Consider the following 14898-nt stretch of genomic DNA (forward strand, 5'->3'; position numbering starts at 1 on the left):
CGGATCAGCGGCGGCCGATCCCCGCCATGCCCTCGAGCCGGGCCACACGGTCCGCGGTCGGTGGGTGGGTACGGAACAGGCTTGCCGCACCGCCGCCCCGGAACGGGTTGGCGATCATGAGGTGCGAGGTGTTGACGAGCTTCTGGTCGGCGGGGTTCAGCGGCCGGGCGGTCGCGCCCATCTCGATCTTGCGCAGGGCCGAAGCCAGCGCGAGCGGATCCCCTGTGAGCTGCGCGCCGTCCTCGTCGGCGTCGTACTCGCGTGTGCGGGAGACCGCGAGCTGGATGACGGTCGCGGCGAGCGGCGCCAGGAAGGCCAGGAGCAGCCCCACCAGGGGGTTGCCGCGGTCCTCGCCCCGCCCGCCGCCGAAGATGGCCGTGAACTGGAGGAACTGCGCGGCCGACGTGATGATGCCGGCCACGGCCGCGGCGATCGAGGACGTGAGGATGTCCCGGTTGTAGACGTGCATCAGCTCGTGGCCGAGCACGCCCCGCAGCTCGCGCTCGTCGAGCATCTGGAGGATGCCCTCGGTCACGCACACCGCCGAGTTCTCCGGGTTGCGCCCGGTGGCGAACGCGTTGGGGCTCATCGTCGGGGCGATGAACAGGCGGGGCATCGGCTGGTCCGCCCGCTGCGACAGCTCCCGCACGATCCGGTAGTACCCGGGTGCCTGCTGCTCGGTGACCGGGATGGCGCGCATGGAGCGCAGCGCGAGCTTGTCGCTGTTCCAGTAGCTGTACGCCGTGGACGCCAGACCGATCAGAGCGAAGACCCAGATGAAGACGCTGCTTCCCGTCCCGCTCGCCACGACCCATCCGATGGCCAGCAGCACCGCCCACAAGCCGCCGAGGAGCAGGACGGTCTTGAGCCCGTTGTTGTGGTTGTGCATCGCGGGTGTGGCTCCTTCATCGGGGACGCGAGTCTTCCGTTGGGCACAACTCCGCCGGCGGCGCCCGTCTTCCCGGGCCGGGCGAGGTCCAGAGATCTCCCAGCCGGCTCCGAGCCTCCTGTCGTTCCGCGGGTGTGCGCGATCCGCGGTCACCCGCCGGGCGTGGGAGCGGTGACACCGCCGGCACCGGTGCCGGCGGCGTCACCGGCACGGGTGCTCAGATCGCCGGACCCTCGTCAGCGGGGGGCACGGTCGCCGGAGGCACGGTCGCGGGGGCATCCGTCGCCGGGGCCTCGGCCCCGGGAGACCCGGTCACCGGCGCCTCGATCACCGGAGTCTCCGTCGCCGGGAGCTCTACGGGCGTCTCAACGACCGGATCCTCGGGCGCCGGCGTCTCAGCCGCCGGGGGCTGCTCGACCGGGGTGTCCCCGAGCGCCGGCGTCTCAGCCGCCGGGGGCTGCTCGAGCGGCGTGTCCCCGGGCGGGATGCCGCCGTTGCCCGCGGGCGGCGACGCGGGAGCGCTGCCCCCGCCACCGGCTGCCGGCGAGCCGCCGGTGGCGCCGCCGCCCGAGGACTGCGCGCCCGACGGCTCTGCGCCCGGCGCCGCGGGCCGCGGCGCACGGGCGTCGACCTGGATGCTCCCCGGTGTGCGGGGGGCCGCCTCGGTGCGACGGCCGGTCGACGCACCGGGCTCGGCGCCGGCCTGCCCCGAGCCGGCGGCCGTCCCGTCCGCCGTGGCGGCGGCGGTGATCGTCCCGACCGCGCGGGCGGTCCGGGCCTCGGCCGCGGCTTCGGTCAGGGGACCGGGGGACGGTTCGGAGGTCGGCAGGGAGAGCACCCCGCGGGCGCCGCGGGACACCGCGGCACCGGAACCGCGGGCCGTCGTCACCGCGTCGTCGTCGGCCCCGGAGGGGATGGGAGGCGCGGAGGCGGAGGGTGTCGTCGCGCCGGAGCCGCCGACGCGTCCTGCGGCCTGTGTCGTCCCGTCACCGAGACCGCCGAAGCCCGTCACGGCGACTCCGGCGAGCGCCGCGGCGGCCGCCAGGGCGCCGGCGCCGACCAGCACCTTCCGGCCCCGCCGGGTGACGTGGACGGCGGCGAGGGCGCCTCCGGCCACGTCGGTGCCCGGAGCCGCCCCCAGGCGTCCGGCGCTCATCCGCCCTGCGGTCCGGACCAGCTCCACGAGCTCGTCGGTCCGGTGGCCCCACAGCGGCACCCCGGCGAGCACGGGCAGCAGCCAGCCGCGCAGGCCTGCTTCGGTGTCCTGGAGGTACAGGTGGTCGGCGGTGCAGCGGGGGCACTCGACGAGGTGGAGCTGCACGGCCTGCGTCCGCTCCGCGGACAGGCCGCCGTCGGCGAAGGCCCCGAGGTCGGCCGCGCAGTCCGCGCACCCGGGGAGGGTCGCGAGGTCCTGCCGGGTCCGGCGGTAGGCGGCCCGCAGCCCGGCGCGGGCCTCGAGGTGCAGCGCGGTGGTGGCGGCCGGGCTCCGCCCGAGCACCGCGGCCGTCCGCTCGAGTCCGAGGGCCTCGATCTCGAGGTGCCACAGCACGGCCTGCCAGGACGCCGGGAGGCCGAGGTAGATGCCGGCGACCGTCCCGGCCGCGCCGTCCCGCTCCACGCCGGCCCGGCCGACGACGGCGACCAGCCGTGCCCGCAGGAACACCCCCGGACCGTCCTCGTCGCCGCCCGCGTCACCGATCTCCGCGAGGACCTGGTCGAAGGCCGTGCCCGCCAGCTGCTCCGCGTCCTGGCGGCTCGGCGTGTGGAGCCGGGCCACGACCACTGCGGTGTGCCAGTGCCGGTCCCGCAGGTCCGGGAAGGCGTCGGGGTGCTGCGCCCGCACCGCGGCGAGCAGCTCCTCGTCGGTGCGCGGGGTGCGCCCTTGGGCGAGCGCCTCGGTCGTGCGCGTCATGGGATCTCCGTCGGTCTCGGGAACGCTCGGACACCTTGCGGTGCGGGCGACCCGGGAGCGGTGCCGCGAGGTCGCGGCCCCCGGCATGACGATGACGACGCGCACGCCGACGGCGCGCGGCTTCTCGGACTGTGGACCCCCCGGTCCCCCGAACCCATGGTAGAGCGCCTCGACGGGGCCCGGCACGCTCGCCTGTCACGAGGGGTTCCCGTTCGTAACACAGGGCTGCCGGACGGCGCCGGGGTGCCTGGAGGCGCCGGCGAGGACCTGCGCTCAGCGGTGGGTGTGGTCCCCCCGATGATCGCCGCCCCGGTGGGGGCGACCGGGCTTGCCGTCCTGACCCCGGTGGTGGTCGCGGTCATGACGACCGGCGTGCCCCCGCTCGGAGGACCGGGCGTCGCTCCAGCCGGACTCCCGCTGTCGCCGCGAGTGCTCGCGGCGGGTGTCGGCCCCCTGGTCCGCGCGCTGGCGTCCGTGTCCGGGAGCGGCACCGGGACGCGCGGGATCGTTGGGAGGACCGATGGTCAGGGCCGGGGGCACCGGCGCCTGGAACGGGGCGGGACTGGGGGTCACAGTCGGCAGGGAGCCCTCCAGCGCCGGCGTGGGTGAAGGGTTGCGCGGGCCCCGCGCCGGTGAGGGAGCGTCCGCCTTCTCTGCCGGCGGAGCGCTCACCGGAGCGCCCCCGGTGGACGTGTCCCGCGCCGCGCCACCGGTCGACGCCGCGCCGGGCGTGCCGGCCTCGGTGGTCCGGGACCCGCCCGGCACGGAAGCCGGCCGTCCCTCGCCCGTCCCCGGCCGGGCGGCCCCGCCGCCCCCGGAGGGATCCGACGCGTCCACAGGGACACCGTCGGCGTCGACCGCCGCCCCGCCCGCGGCGTCGCCGCTGCGGTCGGCGTCGGCCACGAGCGCCGCGGCCTCCGGCCCGGCACCGCCCTGGAGCGCTCCGGCCGCGGCGTCGACCGGGGCTCCGACCGGAGCGCCGGGCGGGTCCTGCTCGACCGCGGCGCCGTCCGACCCGGACGAGCTCCCGTCGCGCCCCGACGCGGAGACTCCGGCCGCGGCGTCGTCGTCCGCGTCCTCGGTTCCGGCCGCCGGGTCGTCCGCGCGTGGCCTCTCCAGGTCCTCGGCGGTGCGCGGCGCCTGCTCGGCGGCGAGACTGCCGGCGCCCGGGACGGGGTCCTCCCCGCCGGACACGGCCACCGCGGCGACCGCCACGGCGGTCGCCAGGGCCCCGGCGCCCAGGAGGACCTTCGCCCTGCGGCCCGACCACGGGGAGGTCCCCGCGGCACCGTCCGTGCGGGAAACGGAGGCTCCCGCCCCGGCGGCGGTGACCCCCGCGGCAACGCCCGCACCGGCCGCGGCGGCGCCCTTCCCGGCACCGGCTCCGGCGGCCGCGCCGGGCTCGGCACCAGCAATGCTGTTGGTGAGCTCGAGGGCCTCGGTTCCCCACAGCGGCAGGCCGGCCAGGACGGGGAGCGTCCAGGTGCGCAGGCCCGTCCCGACGTCCTGACGGCTCAGGTACTCGGCGGTGCAGCGCGCGCACCCGTCCAGGTGCGCCTTGACGTCCCGCCGGCTCCGCTGCCCGCGGGTGCCGCGGACGAAGTGGGGCAGCTCGCCGGAGAACTCCGCGCAGTCCGCTCCCGCCACCCGGTCCGCCGCCGCCCGGCCGTAGAGCCCCCGCAGCCCCCGGACCATGTCGCGATGCAGACCGGCGGCAGCGACCGCGCCGAGCCCCAGCGCCGCCGCGGCCCGGCGGGCGCTGTGGCCCAGCACCTCGGTGCGCCAGAGGAAGTTCTGCCACTCGGCGGGCAGGCCGCTGAAGACCCGGACCAGGGACGCGGGGTCCGCGGGATCGTCCGGCAGCGCGACCGGCCGCGTGCCGCCGTCGGCCTCCCGCCCGACCATCCACACGACGAAGGCGCCGAGGAAGGCACGGGGCCCCCCGCCCTCGCCGACGATCTGCTCGATCCGCCCGAGAGCCGCCGCGGCGACGCCCTCCGCCTCCTCCGCGCTGCCGGTCCGCGACCGCGCCACCGCGAGGGCAGTGCCGTGGTACCTCTCCCGCAGCACCCCGAAGGCGTCGGCGTCCCCGGAGTGGACGGCGTCGAGGAGGACGTCGTCGCGGGACGCCTCCGACTCGCCGGTGGGGCCGTTCGAGCGGGCGTGGGCAGGACGCGTCATGTGTGTCTCCGTGGTGGTCGCGGTCGTTCGGCGAGAAAGAGCTTCGGGAACGTCCCGTCCGGCCCGCGGGCGAGCACGCCACGACGGCGGTGCCGGATCCCCATCCCCCGCGCACATCGTATGCGCAGGTCAGAGACCGGTGAAAGCCGATGACCGCCGATGCGACCAGAACGGTCACGAGGGGTTGACCATGACGTACGCACTGGGCACGGACGAGCACCGCTATTGTGAGTCCATCGTGATAACGCTACGGTGGAAGGATGCAGACAACGGAACGCCCCGCACCGGACACCGCCTGGGCCACCGCGTGGTCGGACCTGCTGCGCTCCCACGGCCGCCGGGTCACCAAGCAGCGGCTGGCCGTCCTCGATGCGGTGGACCGCCGCCCGCACTCCACCGCAGACGACGTCCTCGCGGACGTCCGCACGGTGCTGCCGGCGATCACGCTCCAGTCCGTCTACGTGGTCCTCTCCGACCTCACGACCGTCGGCATGCTCCGCAAGTTCGAGCCGCCCGCGTCGCCGGCCCGGTACGAGACCCGCACGGGGGACAACCACCACCACGCGTACTGCGTGCGCTGCGGAACGGTCGCCGACGTCGACTGCGCTGTCGGCCACGCCCCGTGCCTCACGCCCTCCGAGCACCACGGCATGCAGCTGCTCACCGCCGACGTCGTCTACCAGGGCATCTGCGCCGACTGCCTCGCGGCCGGGCCGGTCCCCGCGCAGGCCTCCCCCACCACGGGCTGACCGGCCCGCCCGGTCTCAGCTCCCGGCCGGACCCTGTTCGGTCCCGCCGCCGGCGGCCCCCGCCCGCCCCGGCTCGGTCTCCACGAGGGCCAGGAGGTCGCGGAGCTGGTCGGCGGTCAGCGTGGCCACCGGAGGGCGGGCGTTGATGCTGATCCTCCGTGCCCCGGCGTCGAGGGCGAAGCGCAGCGCCTGGCGGGCCGGTGCGGAACGGACCTCCAGGGTGGTGTCCAGCGCGGCGATCTCGGGCGCGGACGTGAACAGCATGAGGGTGTCCGGCGCGGCGCCCTCTTCCTGCGGCTTCGCGTAGACGGGCACGGCCCGCCCGTCCTGCACGCGCGCCCCGAGCAGCAGCACCGCGTCCGCGGCCAGGAGCCCGGCGAGCAGCTGCGACATGTTGTTCTCGAGCATCGCGGTCTTCACGGCGTCGTTGCGCGGGGCCCGCATCGCCCACTCGACCTGGGGCCGGCTGATCCGGCAGCCCTGGCGGGCCGGGTCGATGACCAGGTGGTCGTGCTGCGGGTCGTCAGCGAGCATCTTGAGGACCTTCACGGCGGACTCGCGCAGCAGCACGGGCTTCCCCCCGTCCGGGTGGTGGCGGTCGAACATGGCCTGGGCCTCCGCCGCCGAGGTGTACGCGGCGAGCGACCGTGTCCCGTCCGGCTCCCGCAGGGTCTGGACGCGCAGGGTGGACTCCGGCCCCACGGTCTCCCCGCCCGGGCCCTCCACGAGGTCACTGGCCGTGACGTCCAGCAGCAGGAAGCCCGCCATGCACTGGCGGATGACCTCGATCATGGCCTTGTTGTCCGGTGCGCTCGCGAACCGGTCGACGGCCGTCCGCACCAGGGGGTGGACGACCCCTTTGGGGTCGGCCGGCTGCTCGGCGCCCGGGGCGAGGGCCGGCAGCTCGACGCCGTCCCGCTGGGCGAGCTCGGCGGCCCACGCCGGGATCCGGGCTCGGGTGCGGGGAAAGCGCTCGAGGTGCGCCAGGACGTCCTGGGCCGTGAACGGCCCCTCGGTCCCCCACTGGCGGGGCTCGCCGTCGAGGTCGTAGGTCCCTCCGATCCGGTGGGTCGGCTTGGGCCAGCCCTCGGCGAGGATCACGACCGTGGCGGTGAACCACGTCCCGCGCCCCGGGACGTGGACGTTCTCCCGCAGCTGCTCGACGGCGGGGATGACGGCGCTGTCCTCCTTGATGGGCCCGGCCGTGCCGGGCACCACCTCCTGGCCGCGCTGCTCGCGCACGCGCAGGTGCACGCGCCCGTCCTGGAACTTGAGGTCCACGACCATCCGGTCCCATCCCGGCTCCGTGCGCAGCACGGAGAGCACCCACGAGCCGATCGTGTTCAGCAGCTCCTGCCGCTCCGGTCCGGGGGGCGGGGTGGCGGGGGTCTCGCTCATGCGGTGGCTCGTTCCCGGCCCGCGGGGGGCCTGCTCGGATCGTGGTGGTCACGGGGCGGGCGCGGGGCCGGACGCGGCGCCGCCCGGCCCCGGAGGTCTCGACCCCACCCTACCCAAGCGGTCCCCGGCCGCCGCGGGCGCACCCGCCGTCCGGCACCCCGCCGACGCACCGGGCGACGCCCGCGGTGACGCTTCCGCACCCGCGAGGGTTGCTAGCCTGGACGCATGACGAAAACGCTGCAGGACCTGATCGACGAGTCGATCTTCATCTCCACCGAGTACCAGGCCAGGCTGGCCGAGCTGACCCAGGGCGCCGGGTGGGACGTCGACTTCTCCGCGCCGGCGTTCACCCTGCAGACCGAGCCCCCCGTGACGCTGACCCCCTACCTGCTGGGCACCGAGTCCGCCTCCCGCGGGTCCTGGATCTGGTCCTGGCAGGAGCTGGGCCACTTCCCGGCCGAGGTGGTCTCCGCCGCGGTCCAGGCCCGCGAGGCCGGGGAGCGGCTGGGCGTGGACGAGCTGTCCACCGACGAGCTGCCCGTGGCGGAGGGCCTGGCCCGCCGGCTGACCCTGGCGGCCAAGGCGGTGACGGGCGTGTACGCGCACTACCCCGCGGGAGCGGGCGGCGGCGTCACCGCGTGGCTGCTGCTGGACGGGCCCGAGTTCGAGCTGCCCGAGCTCACCGTGGAGCGGATGATGCGGGTCATCGCCGAGGCCCTGACCACGGACACCGCGGTGGACCACAACCTCGCCGTCGACTCCTACGCCAAGCTGCGCGGCGCCCACATCGAGTGGGACACCGCGGCCACCTGCGTGGTGACCGTCCGGGACGGCGCGCAGCGGTTCTGGTTCGACGACCACCAGATCTCCGGCGTCGAGCCGGCCGAGCCGGCCGTGGGTCCCGAGATCCTGGTGGACCTGGCCGCCGACGCGCGGGACCGCGCCGCCACCCTGCGCCAGGAGCGCGCCGCCGCCGAGGCCACGGCCGCCCGGCAGGAGGCCGAGCCGCGGCGCGCCCCGGTGCCCGCGGAGGCCCCGCAGGAGCAGCCCGAGCCGATCGAGGTGCCCGACTTCGTCGAGACGGAGCACGCACGGGAGCAGCCCGAGCCGGTCGAGCAGCCCCGGGAGGCCGAGGAGCCCGCGGCCGCGCACGCCGGTGCCGCCGAAGCCGATCTCCCGTTCGACCAGGAGCCCTCGGACCGGGACGTGCGGCCGGGCCGCGTGAGCACCACGGTGGTGCCCGGCCCCGAGCCAGTGCGGCCGGCCCCCGAGGAGGTGCCCGAGCCCGCCACCGCGCAGCACCGGGAGCCCGTCGAGGAGCCGACGGTCGAGCGCGAGGTGGAGCGCGAGGTCGTGGCCGGTCCCGGCGTCCCGGGCAGCGCCGGGACGGAGCCGGTGGTGGAGGGCGAGGAGACCGCCGAGGAGGAGCAGGGCGATCGGAAGAAGGGCTTCTTCAGCCGATTCTTCGGCCTCTGATCCCCGGCGGTACCCTCGAGCGTGACCGCCGCATACAACACCGCGCCCGGCCCGGATCCCGACGAGCAGTCGAGGACCCGGGCCGGTCTGCTGGCCGGCTTCGGGGCCTACGGCATCTGGGGCCTGCTGCCCCTCTACTTCGTCGTCCTGGAGCCGGCCACCCCCCTGGAGATCGTGGCGCTGCGCGTGCTCTTCTCCCTGGTGTTCTGCCTGGCGTTGCTGGCCCTCACACGGCAGCTGGGTGCGCTGGGTCGGGCGCTCCACTCCCCCCGCACCCTGGCTGCGCTCGCTCTCGCGGGCCTGCTCATCGGGATCAACTGGTTCCTCTACGTGGTCGCGACGACCACAGGCCACACCATCGAGGCCTCCCTGGGCTACTTCATCAATCCGCTCGTGGCCATCCTGCTCGGCGTGGTGGTGCTGCGGGAGCGGATGCGGGCCCTGCAGTGGACGGCCGTGGGGATCGGCTTCGTCGCGGTCGTGGTCATGGCCGCCTTCTACGGCAGCGTGCCCTGGTTGTCCCTCGGCCTCGCCTTCTCCTTCGGCCTCTACGGGCTGGTCAAGAACCGGGTGGGCGGGTCCTTTCCCGCCGTCGTGACCCTGACCGTGGAGACGATGGCACTGACTCCCGTGGCGGCCGTGGTCGTGGCGGTGCTCGCGGCGGACGGCTCGCTGACCTTCGGCACGGAGGGAACGGGCCACGCGCTGCTGCTGCTGGCCGCCGGGGTGATCACGGCCGTGCCGCTGATCTTCTTCGGCGCCGCGGCGAGCCGGCTGCCGCTGAGCACCGTGGGCATGATCCAGTACCTGACGCCCATCATGCAGTTCCTGCTGGCCGTGCTCGTGCTCGGCGAGCAGATGCCGGTGGTGCGCTGGGTGAGCTTCTGCTTCGTGTGGCTCGCGGTGCTGCTGCTCGTGCTGGACGCGGTGCGCGCCCCGCGGGTCCGCCGCGCCTGAGCCGCCCGGTCAGGACCCATCGCCCCCCTCCCGAGGCCGGGGCGAGGGCCTGCAACGCGCAGGAGGGCTCCCGGCACCGTGCGGCGCCGGGAGCCCTCCTGCTCCTGCCGGGGGGGGGCAGGGACGGGGTCAGGTGGTGCGGGGGTAGTCCTCCGCGCCGAAGCCCTGGTCGTCGTCCGGGACCTCGGGGGTGCGCCGCAGGTGGACCACGGCGGCGATGAAGCCGCCCCAGACCGTGACGATGGCGACGATCAGCATGATGACGGCGGACGTGGTCATCGGTGGTCCTCCTCGGGACGGGACGGGGTGTCGGTAGCGGTCGGGCGGCTCGTCCAGGGCGCCGGAGCGCTGCCCGTGGTGGGCGCGTCCGTGCCGTTCCCCTCGGCGGCGTGCCGGCCGGAGGTCCCCTCGGCACCCCCCTCCACGGTGCGGTAGGAGAAGTCCTGGTCCAGGGCCGGGGTGCGCAGGGCGGTGTCCGACCAGCGGGAGAGCGGCTGGTCCCCGCGCAACCGGTGGCGGTCGACGTGGGCGTCGAGGATCGCCGGGGACGGGCTGAGCTCGTTCGCCCGGGAGGCGGCCGGCCACGGCACCTTCGAGAGCAGGAGCGCGAGCACGACCAGGCCCGCGGCCATGCCCCAGCCGAACGTGTTGACGAACCACGTGGGCATTCCGCCGTAGCCCTCCGCGATGGTGGTGGTCAGCGTGTCGATGAGGATGTAGCCCAGCACGATCGGGGTGATCCCTCCCGCCACGACCATCCACGTGCGGCCCAGCTTGAAGGAGGACACCGAGTTGAGGTGGTCCCGCAGCGTGGGCAGCGCGGAGAAGCCGGCCGTCAGCAGCATCACGGACACCAGCGCCGCGGCGACGATGCCGAACTGGTTGACGAAGTTGTCCGTGACGTCCAGCAGGTTCAGGCCGGTGGTGGTGGTGAACAGCGCCAGGGAGATGATCGCCATGGGCACCACGACGGCCACGACCGCGGTGCGGCGGCGCAGGCCGAGCTTGTCCTGCACGGCCGCCACGACCACCTCGGCGATCGACACGAGGGAGGTGAAGCCGGCGAACGTCAGCGAGGCGAAGAACAGCACTCCGATGAGGGTGCCGAACGGTGCCTGGGAGATGATCGTGGGGAACGCGATGAAGGCGAGGCCGATGCCGGAGGTCGCCACCTCGTCCACCGCCACGCCCGCCGTCGAGGCCATGAAGCCCAGCGCCGCGAAGACTCCGATGCCGGCCAGGATCTCGAAGCTGGAGTTGCCGAAGCCCACCACGAGTCCGGAGCTGGTGAGGTCCGTCTTCGGCTTGAGGTAGGACGAGTAGGTGATCATGATGCCGAAGCCGACCGACAGCGAGAAGAAGATCTGGCCGTACGCGGCGACCCACACGGCGCTGTTGCCCAGCGCGGCCCAGTTCGGGGTGAACAGGGCGTTGAGCCCGTCCGTGGCTCCCGGCAGGGTGAGGGCGATGACGACGATCACGAGGAACATGAGCACCAGCAGCGGGATGAGGATCAGGTTGACCTTCCCGATCCCGTTCTGCACGCCCAGCAGCAGCACGACGAGCAGGGCCAGCCACGCGACGCCGGTGGCGATGAGCACGCTCGGCACGAAGTCGAAGCCGACGGTGACCTCCTCGGAGACCTGCAGGAAGTCCGCGAGGAAGAACGTGCCGGGGTCCGCTCCCCACGCCTTGCTGAACGAGAAGAACGTGTAGAGCATCGCCCAGCCCAGGATGACGGCGTAGTAGACGGCGATGACGAAGCTGATGCCCATCTGCCACCAGCCGATCCACTCGGTCTTCGGGTGGAGGCGGCGGAAGGCGAGCGGGGCCGACGCGCGGAAGCGGTGGCCGACGCCGTACTCCAGCATCAGCAGCGGGATGCCCGCCGTCAGCAGTGCCACGAGATACGGGATGATGAACGCTCCACCGCCGTTCTCGTAGGCGATGTACGGGAAGCGCCAGATGTTGCCGAGGCCGACGGCGGAGCCGATCGCGGCGAAGATGAAGACCGTGCGGCTGGAGAACGCCTCGCGGGGCGCGGCGGCACGGCCGGGTGGGGACTGTGTGGTCATGGTCGTCCTCGGGTGCGGGAAGTGGTCTGCGAACGGCTTCAGGCTAGTCCGTCCGAGCGCTGCGACACACCGCTGACCCGCGGAGCGGTGCGAGCTCAGGCCTCGCGGTGGACGACGGCGTGGGCGAACGCCACGAGCGCGCGCTTGGCCACCGAGTCCGGCAGGGGCTCGAGCGACGCGATGGCCGCATCGGCCCACTGCCGGGCGATCCGCCACGCCTCCTGCGTGGCCCGGTGCGCCGAGACCGCCGCCACGGCCCGGGCCAGGGCCTCGTCCGAGGTGAGGTCGGCGTCGAGGAGCTCGAGGGCGCGCACCGCCTCGGCGTCCCCGTCCCCCGCCATCCGGCGCAGGATGAGCACCGGCAGGGTGGGCACCCCCTCGCGGAGGTCGGTGCCCGGCGACTTCCCGGAGACCTCGTCCTCCCCGGTCACGTCGATCACGTCGTCGGCGAGCTGGAAGGCGATGCCGACCTTCTCCCCGTACTCGACCATGACGTCCACGACGTCCTGCTCGGCCCCGGCCAGGACGGCGCCGAAGTGACCGCACGCCGCGATGAGGGAGCCGGTCTTGCCCGAGAGGACGTCGAGGTAGTGCTCCAGCGGGTCCTGCCCGTCGCGCGGGCCGACCGTCTCGTGCAGCTGGCCGAGCACGAGCCGCTCGAACGTGTCCGCCTGGATCTTGAGGGCGCGCTGGCCCAGCTCGGAGACCATCGACGAGGCACGGGCGAAGATGAGGTCGCCGGTGAGGATGGCCACCGAGTTGCCCCACACGGTCTGCGCGGTGGCGACGCCGCGGCGCAGCGGCGCGGAGTCCATGACGTCGTCGTGGTAGAGGGTCGCCAGGTGCGTGAGCTCGACGACGGCCGCGGACTCGAGGACGGCGTCGTTGATGCCGCCGCCGATCTCCCCGGCCAGCACGGTCAGCAGGGGACGCACGCGCTTGCCGCCGGCCTGGAGCAGGTGGCGGGAGGTGACGTCGGCCAGGTGGTCGGCGCTGCGCACCGCCTCGTCCAGCCGTTCCTCGATCCGGGCGAGCGACCCCAGCACGACCGGGCCCAGCCGGTCGTCGGACGCGATGAGGTCGAAGCCGGCGGGCAGCTTCACCTGATCGGTGCCCGGACCCGCGGCGGGGCCGTCGGCGCTCGAGGAGGAGGATTCAGTCACGGTCCACCACTCTAGCGAGTTTTCGGGGGGCGGGTGTTGCCGGTCGCGGGCGTCAGGGCGTCCAGGAGGGAGACCACGCGGTCCTCCCACGTGGCGGCGGGACGGTCGGAGAGCTCCGTCATGACCCGGACCACGAAGCGCATCAGCGCGGGCATGGCCATTCCGGTGCGCACGGCGGCCTTCATCACGGCGGGGCTGCCGATCAGCTGGGCCAGGACCCGGCCCTGCGTGAAGTGGGCGCCCCACTCCTGCCGCACCCGGTCGGGGTAGCCGGCGAGCACGAGCTCCCGCTGGGCAGGGCCGTTGGCGGCCGCGGCCGCCACGACGTGCTCGGCGGCGTAGCGGGCGGACTCCATGGCGTTGGAGATGCCCTCCCCGTTGAACGGGGAGACGAGGCCCGCGGCGTCGCCCAGCAGGAGCATCCCCGGGACATGGTGCGGGGTGCGGTTGAAGGCCATCGGCAGGGCCGCGCCCAGCACGCGGCCGCGGCGGTGCTCCTCGTCGAACGTCCACTCGGCGGGCATGGACGCGGTCCAGTCGGCGAGCACCTTCCGGTAGTCCAGGGCCCCGAACGCCGGGGAGGTGTCCAGGATCCCGAGCCCCACGTTGGCGGTGCCGTCCCCGACGCCGAAGACCCAGCCGTAGCCCGGCAGCAGCGCCCGGTGCGGGTCGGTGCCGTCGGTGAGCTCGAGCCAGCCCTCCATCCAGTCCAGGTCCGAGCGCGGGGACTCGAAGTAGGCGCGCACCGCCACCCCCATCGGCCGGTCGTCCCGCCTGTGCAGCCCGGCGGACACCGCGGTGCGGGAGGAGGTGCCGTCGGCCGCGAGCACGACGTCGGCGCGGTGCTCCTCGGTCTCGCCGGTGCGCCGCCCGTCGGCGTCGAGGACGTTGGCGCGGGCGCCGACGACCCGGCCGGAGCCGTCGCGCAGCACCTCGGTCACGGCCCGGCGCTCGAGCACCCGGGCCCCGGCGGCGCGGGCGTGCCCGGCCAGCTGCTCGTCGAAGCCCAGCCGGGTGCGCACGAGCCCGTAGGGCGGGAAGTCGCTCAGCTCGGGCCACGGCACCTCGACGCTGCGCTCGCGGGCCACGAGCCGCAGCCCCCGGTTGCGGGCGTAGCCGAGCTCGGGCCCGTGCGGGAGGCCCATGAGCCGCATCTCGCGCACGGCGCGCGGGGTCAGCCCGTCGCCGCAGACCTTCTCCCGCGGGAACGCGGTCTTCTCCAGGACGGTGACCTCGATCCCGTGCGCCGCGAGCCAGTACCCGGCGGTGGCGCCGGCCGGCCCGCCGCCGAGGACGAGGGCCCTCATCGGGCGGGGGCGTCCGCGGCGGGCTTCACGGCCCGGTGCACGGCCACGATGCCGCCGGTGAGGTTGCGGTACTGCACGCCGGTCCAGCCGGCCGCGAGGATCTCGGCGGCGAGGTCCTCCTGGTCCGGCCACGCCGCGATGGACTCGGCGAGGTACCGGTAGGCCTCCGGGTTGGACGCCGCGCGCGCGGCGATCCCGGGCAGCGCCTTCATGAGGTACTCCGTGTAGACGGTGCGCAGCGGGGCCGCCGTGGGGGTCGAGAACTCGCAGATCACGAGCCGGCCGCCCGGGCGGGCGACCCGCAGCATCTCGGCGAGCGCGCGGCGGTAGTCCTGGATGTTGCGCAGCCCGAAGGAGATCGTCACGGCGTCGAAGGACGCGTCCGCGAAAGGCAGCCGCGTGGCGTCGGCCTGGACGAACTCGATGTCGGGGCGGCGGGCGCGGCCCACCTCGAGCATCCCGAGCGAGAGGTCCGCCGCCACGACGTCGACCCCGGCGTCCGCGTACGGCTCGGACGAGGTCCCGGTCCCGGCGGCGAGGTCCAGGACCTTCTCCCCCGGAACGGCGCCGACCGCCTCCGCGACGACCCTGCGCCAGCCGCGGGTCCGCCCCAGCGAGAGGATGTCGTTGACGAGGTCGTAGCGCGGCGCCACGTCGTCGAACATGGCGGAGACTTCGTGCGGCTGCTTGGTCAGGTCTGCTCGGTTCACCCGGTCATTGTCGCACCTCGCTCCGACGCCCCCGCCGGGGTCGCTCCCCCTGCGCCGTCCCCGCGCCTCCTCCACGCCCCC

Annotated in this window: 12 protein-coding genes; 3 read left to right on the forward strand and 9 right to left on the reverse strand. The window is 74.7% G+C overall.

Features of this window, described 5'->3' with window-relative positions:
- Nucleotides 1-4: 4 nt before the first annotated feature.
- From htpX to ACYVM4_RS12510, 3 genes are all read right to left on the reverse strand, one after another.
- Nucleotides 5-889, reverse strand: a complete 885-nt coding sequence (gene htpX, locus ACYVM4_RS12500) for a zinc metalloprotease HtpX (protein WP_460668750.1) — start codon at nucleotides 887-889, stop codon at nucleotides 5-7.
- Between the two features lie 217 nt (nucleotides 890-1106).
- On the reverse strand, nucleotides 1107-2801 hold the full coding sequence (locus tag ACYVM4_RS12505) for a zf-HC2 domain-containing protein (RefSeq protein ID WP_460668751.1): 1695 nt from the start codon (nucleotides 2799-2801) through the stop codon (nucleotides 1107-1109).
- 273 nt (nucleotides 2802-3074) lie between these two features.
- The gene (locus ACYVM4_RS12510; RefSeq protein ID WP_460668752.1) at nucleotides 3075-4982 is read right to left on the reverse strand and encodes a zf-HC2 domain-containing protein; all 1908 of its coding nucleotides are present in this window, start codon (nucleotides 4980-4982) and stop codon (nucleotides 3075-3077) included.
- A 260-nt stretch (nucleotides 4983-5242) separates the two neighbouring features.
- Between ACYVM4_RS12510 and ACYVM4_RS12515 the strand changes: the two genes are divergently transcribed.
- Nucleotides 5243-5731, forward strand: a complete 489-nt coding sequence (locus ACYVM4_RS12515; RefSeq protein WP_460668753.1) for a Fur family transcriptional regulator — start codon at nucleotides 5243-5245, stop codon at nucleotides 5729-5731.
- A 15-nt stretch (nucleotides 5732-5746) separates the two neighbouring features.
- Here ACYVM4_RS12515 and ACYVM4_RS12520 read toward each other — a convergent pair whose 3' ends face one another.
- Nucleotides 5747-7129: an SseB family protein gene (locus tag ACYVM4_RS12520; protein ID WP_460668754.1), complete on the reverse strand. Its 1383-nt coding sequence runs from the start codon at nucleotides 7127-7129 to the stop codon at nucleotides 5747-5749.
- A 225-nt stretch (nucleotides 7130-7354) separates the two neighbouring features.
- Here ACYVM4_RS12520 and ACYVM4_RS12525 point away from each other — a divergent pair, with 225 nt between their 5' ends.
- Both ACYVM4_RS12525 and rarD read left to right on the forward strand, forming a co-directional pair.
- Nucleotides 7355-8605, forward strand: a complete 1251-nt coding sequence (locus tag ACYVM4_RS12525; RefSeq protein WP_460668755.1) for a DUF6882 domain-containing protein — start codon at nucleotides 7355-7357, stop codon at nucleotides 8603-8605.
- A 21-nt stretch (nucleotides 8606-8626) separates the two neighbouring features.
- Nucleotides 8627-9562 carry an EamA family transporter RarD gene (gene rarD / locus ACYVM4_RS12530; protein WP_460668756.1) on the forward strand — a complete coding sequence of 312 codons (936 nt, stop codon included), beginning with the start codon at nucleotides 8627-8629 and terminating at the stop codon, nucleotides 9560-9562.
- A 129-nt stretch (nucleotides 9563-9691) separates the two neighbouring features.
- Here the strand turns inward: rarD and ACYVM4_RS12535 are convergent, their stop codons facing one another.
- The 5 genes from ACYVM4_RS12535 to ACYVM4_RS12555 form a co-directional block, all read right to left on the reverse strand.
- Entirely contained in the window at nucleotides 9692-9841 is a 150-nt protein-coding gene (locus tag ACYVM4_RS12535) for a methionine/alanine import family NSS transporter small subunit (RefSeq protein WP_368820487.1), read from the reverse strand.
- A complete protein-coding gene (locus tag ACYVM4_RS12540) occupies nucleotides 9838-11637 on the reverse strand; it encodes a sodium-dependent transporter (RefSeq protein WP_460668757.1) in 1800 nt (599 codons plus the stop codon). The genes ACYVM4_RS12535 and ACYVM4_RS12540 overlap by 4 nt, the downstream gene beginning before the upstream one ends.
- A gap of 95 nt (nucleotides 11638-11732) precedes the next feature.
- Nucleotides 11733-12800 carry a polyprenyl synthetase family protein gene (locus tag ACYVM4_RS12545; RefSeq protein ID WP_460668758.1) on the reverse strand — a complete coding sequence of 356 codons (1068 nt, stop codon included), beginning with the start codon at nucleotides 12798-12800 and terminating at the stop codon, nucleotides 11733-11735.
- 11 nt (nucleotides 12801-12811) lie between these two features.
- Complete coding sequence (locus ACYVM4_RS12550; RefSeq protein WP_460668759.1) at nucleotides 12812-14107, reverse strand: geranylgeranyl reductase family protein; 1296 nt, start codon at nucleotides 14105-14107, stop codon at nucleotides 12812-12814.
- Nucleotides 14104-14817 (reverse strand): demethylmenaquinone methyltransferase, encoded by a 714-nt coding sequence (locus ACYVM4_RS12555; RefSeq protein ID WP_368820490.1) that lies wholly within the window; start codon nucleotides 14815-14817, stop codon nucleotides 14104-14106. Before ACYVM4_RS12555 ends, ACYVM4_RS12550 begins: the two co-directional genes overlap by 4 nt.
- Nucleotides 14818-14898: the final 81 nt, after the last annotated feature.

The organism is Kocuria himachalensis (assembly GCF_054784195.1).

What these genes read in the sequence shown, in the direction of transcription:
- ACYVM4_RS12510 (WP_460668752.1), bottom strand. Translation starts at nt 4,982, where the DNA reads ATGACGCGTCCTGCCCACGCCCGCTCGAACGGCCCCACCGGCGAGTCG.
- ACYVM4_RS12535 (WP_368820487.1), bottom strand. Translation starts at nt 9,841, where the DNA reads ATGACCACGTCCGCCGTCATCATGCTGATCGTCGCCATCGTCACGGTC.
- ACYVM4_RS12525 (WP_460668755.1), top strand. Translation starts at nt 7,355, where the DNA reads ATGACGAAAACGCTGCAGGACCTGATCGACGAGTCGATCTTCATCTCC.
- ACYVM4_RS12505 (WP_460668751.1), bottom strand. Translation starts at nt 2,801, where the DNA reads ATGACGCGCACGACCGAGGCGCTCGCCCAAGGGCGCACCCCGCGCACC.
- ACYVM4_RS12550 (WP_460668759.1), bottom strand. Translation starts at nt 14,107, where the DNA reads ATGAGGGCCCTCGTCCTCGGCGGCGGGCCGGCCGGCGCCACCGCCGGG.
- htpX (WP_460668750.1), bottom strand. Translation starts at nt 889, where the DNA reads ATGCACAACCACAACAACGGGCTCAAGACCGTCCTGCTCCTCGGCGGC.
- ACYVM4_RS12540 (WP_460668757.1), bottom strand. Translation starts at nt 11,637, where the DNA reads ATGACCACACAGTCCCCACCCGGCCGTGCCGCCGCGCCCCGCGAGGCG.
- ACYVM4_RS12520 (WP_460668754.1), bottom strand. Translation starts at nt 7,129, where the DNA reads ATGAGCGAGACCCCCGCCACCCCGCCCCCCGGACCGGAGCGGCAGGAG.
- ACYVM4_RS12515 (WP_460668753.1), top strand. Translation starts at nt 5,243, where the DNA reads ATGCAGACAACGGAACGCCCCGCACCGGACACCGCCTGGGCCACCGCG.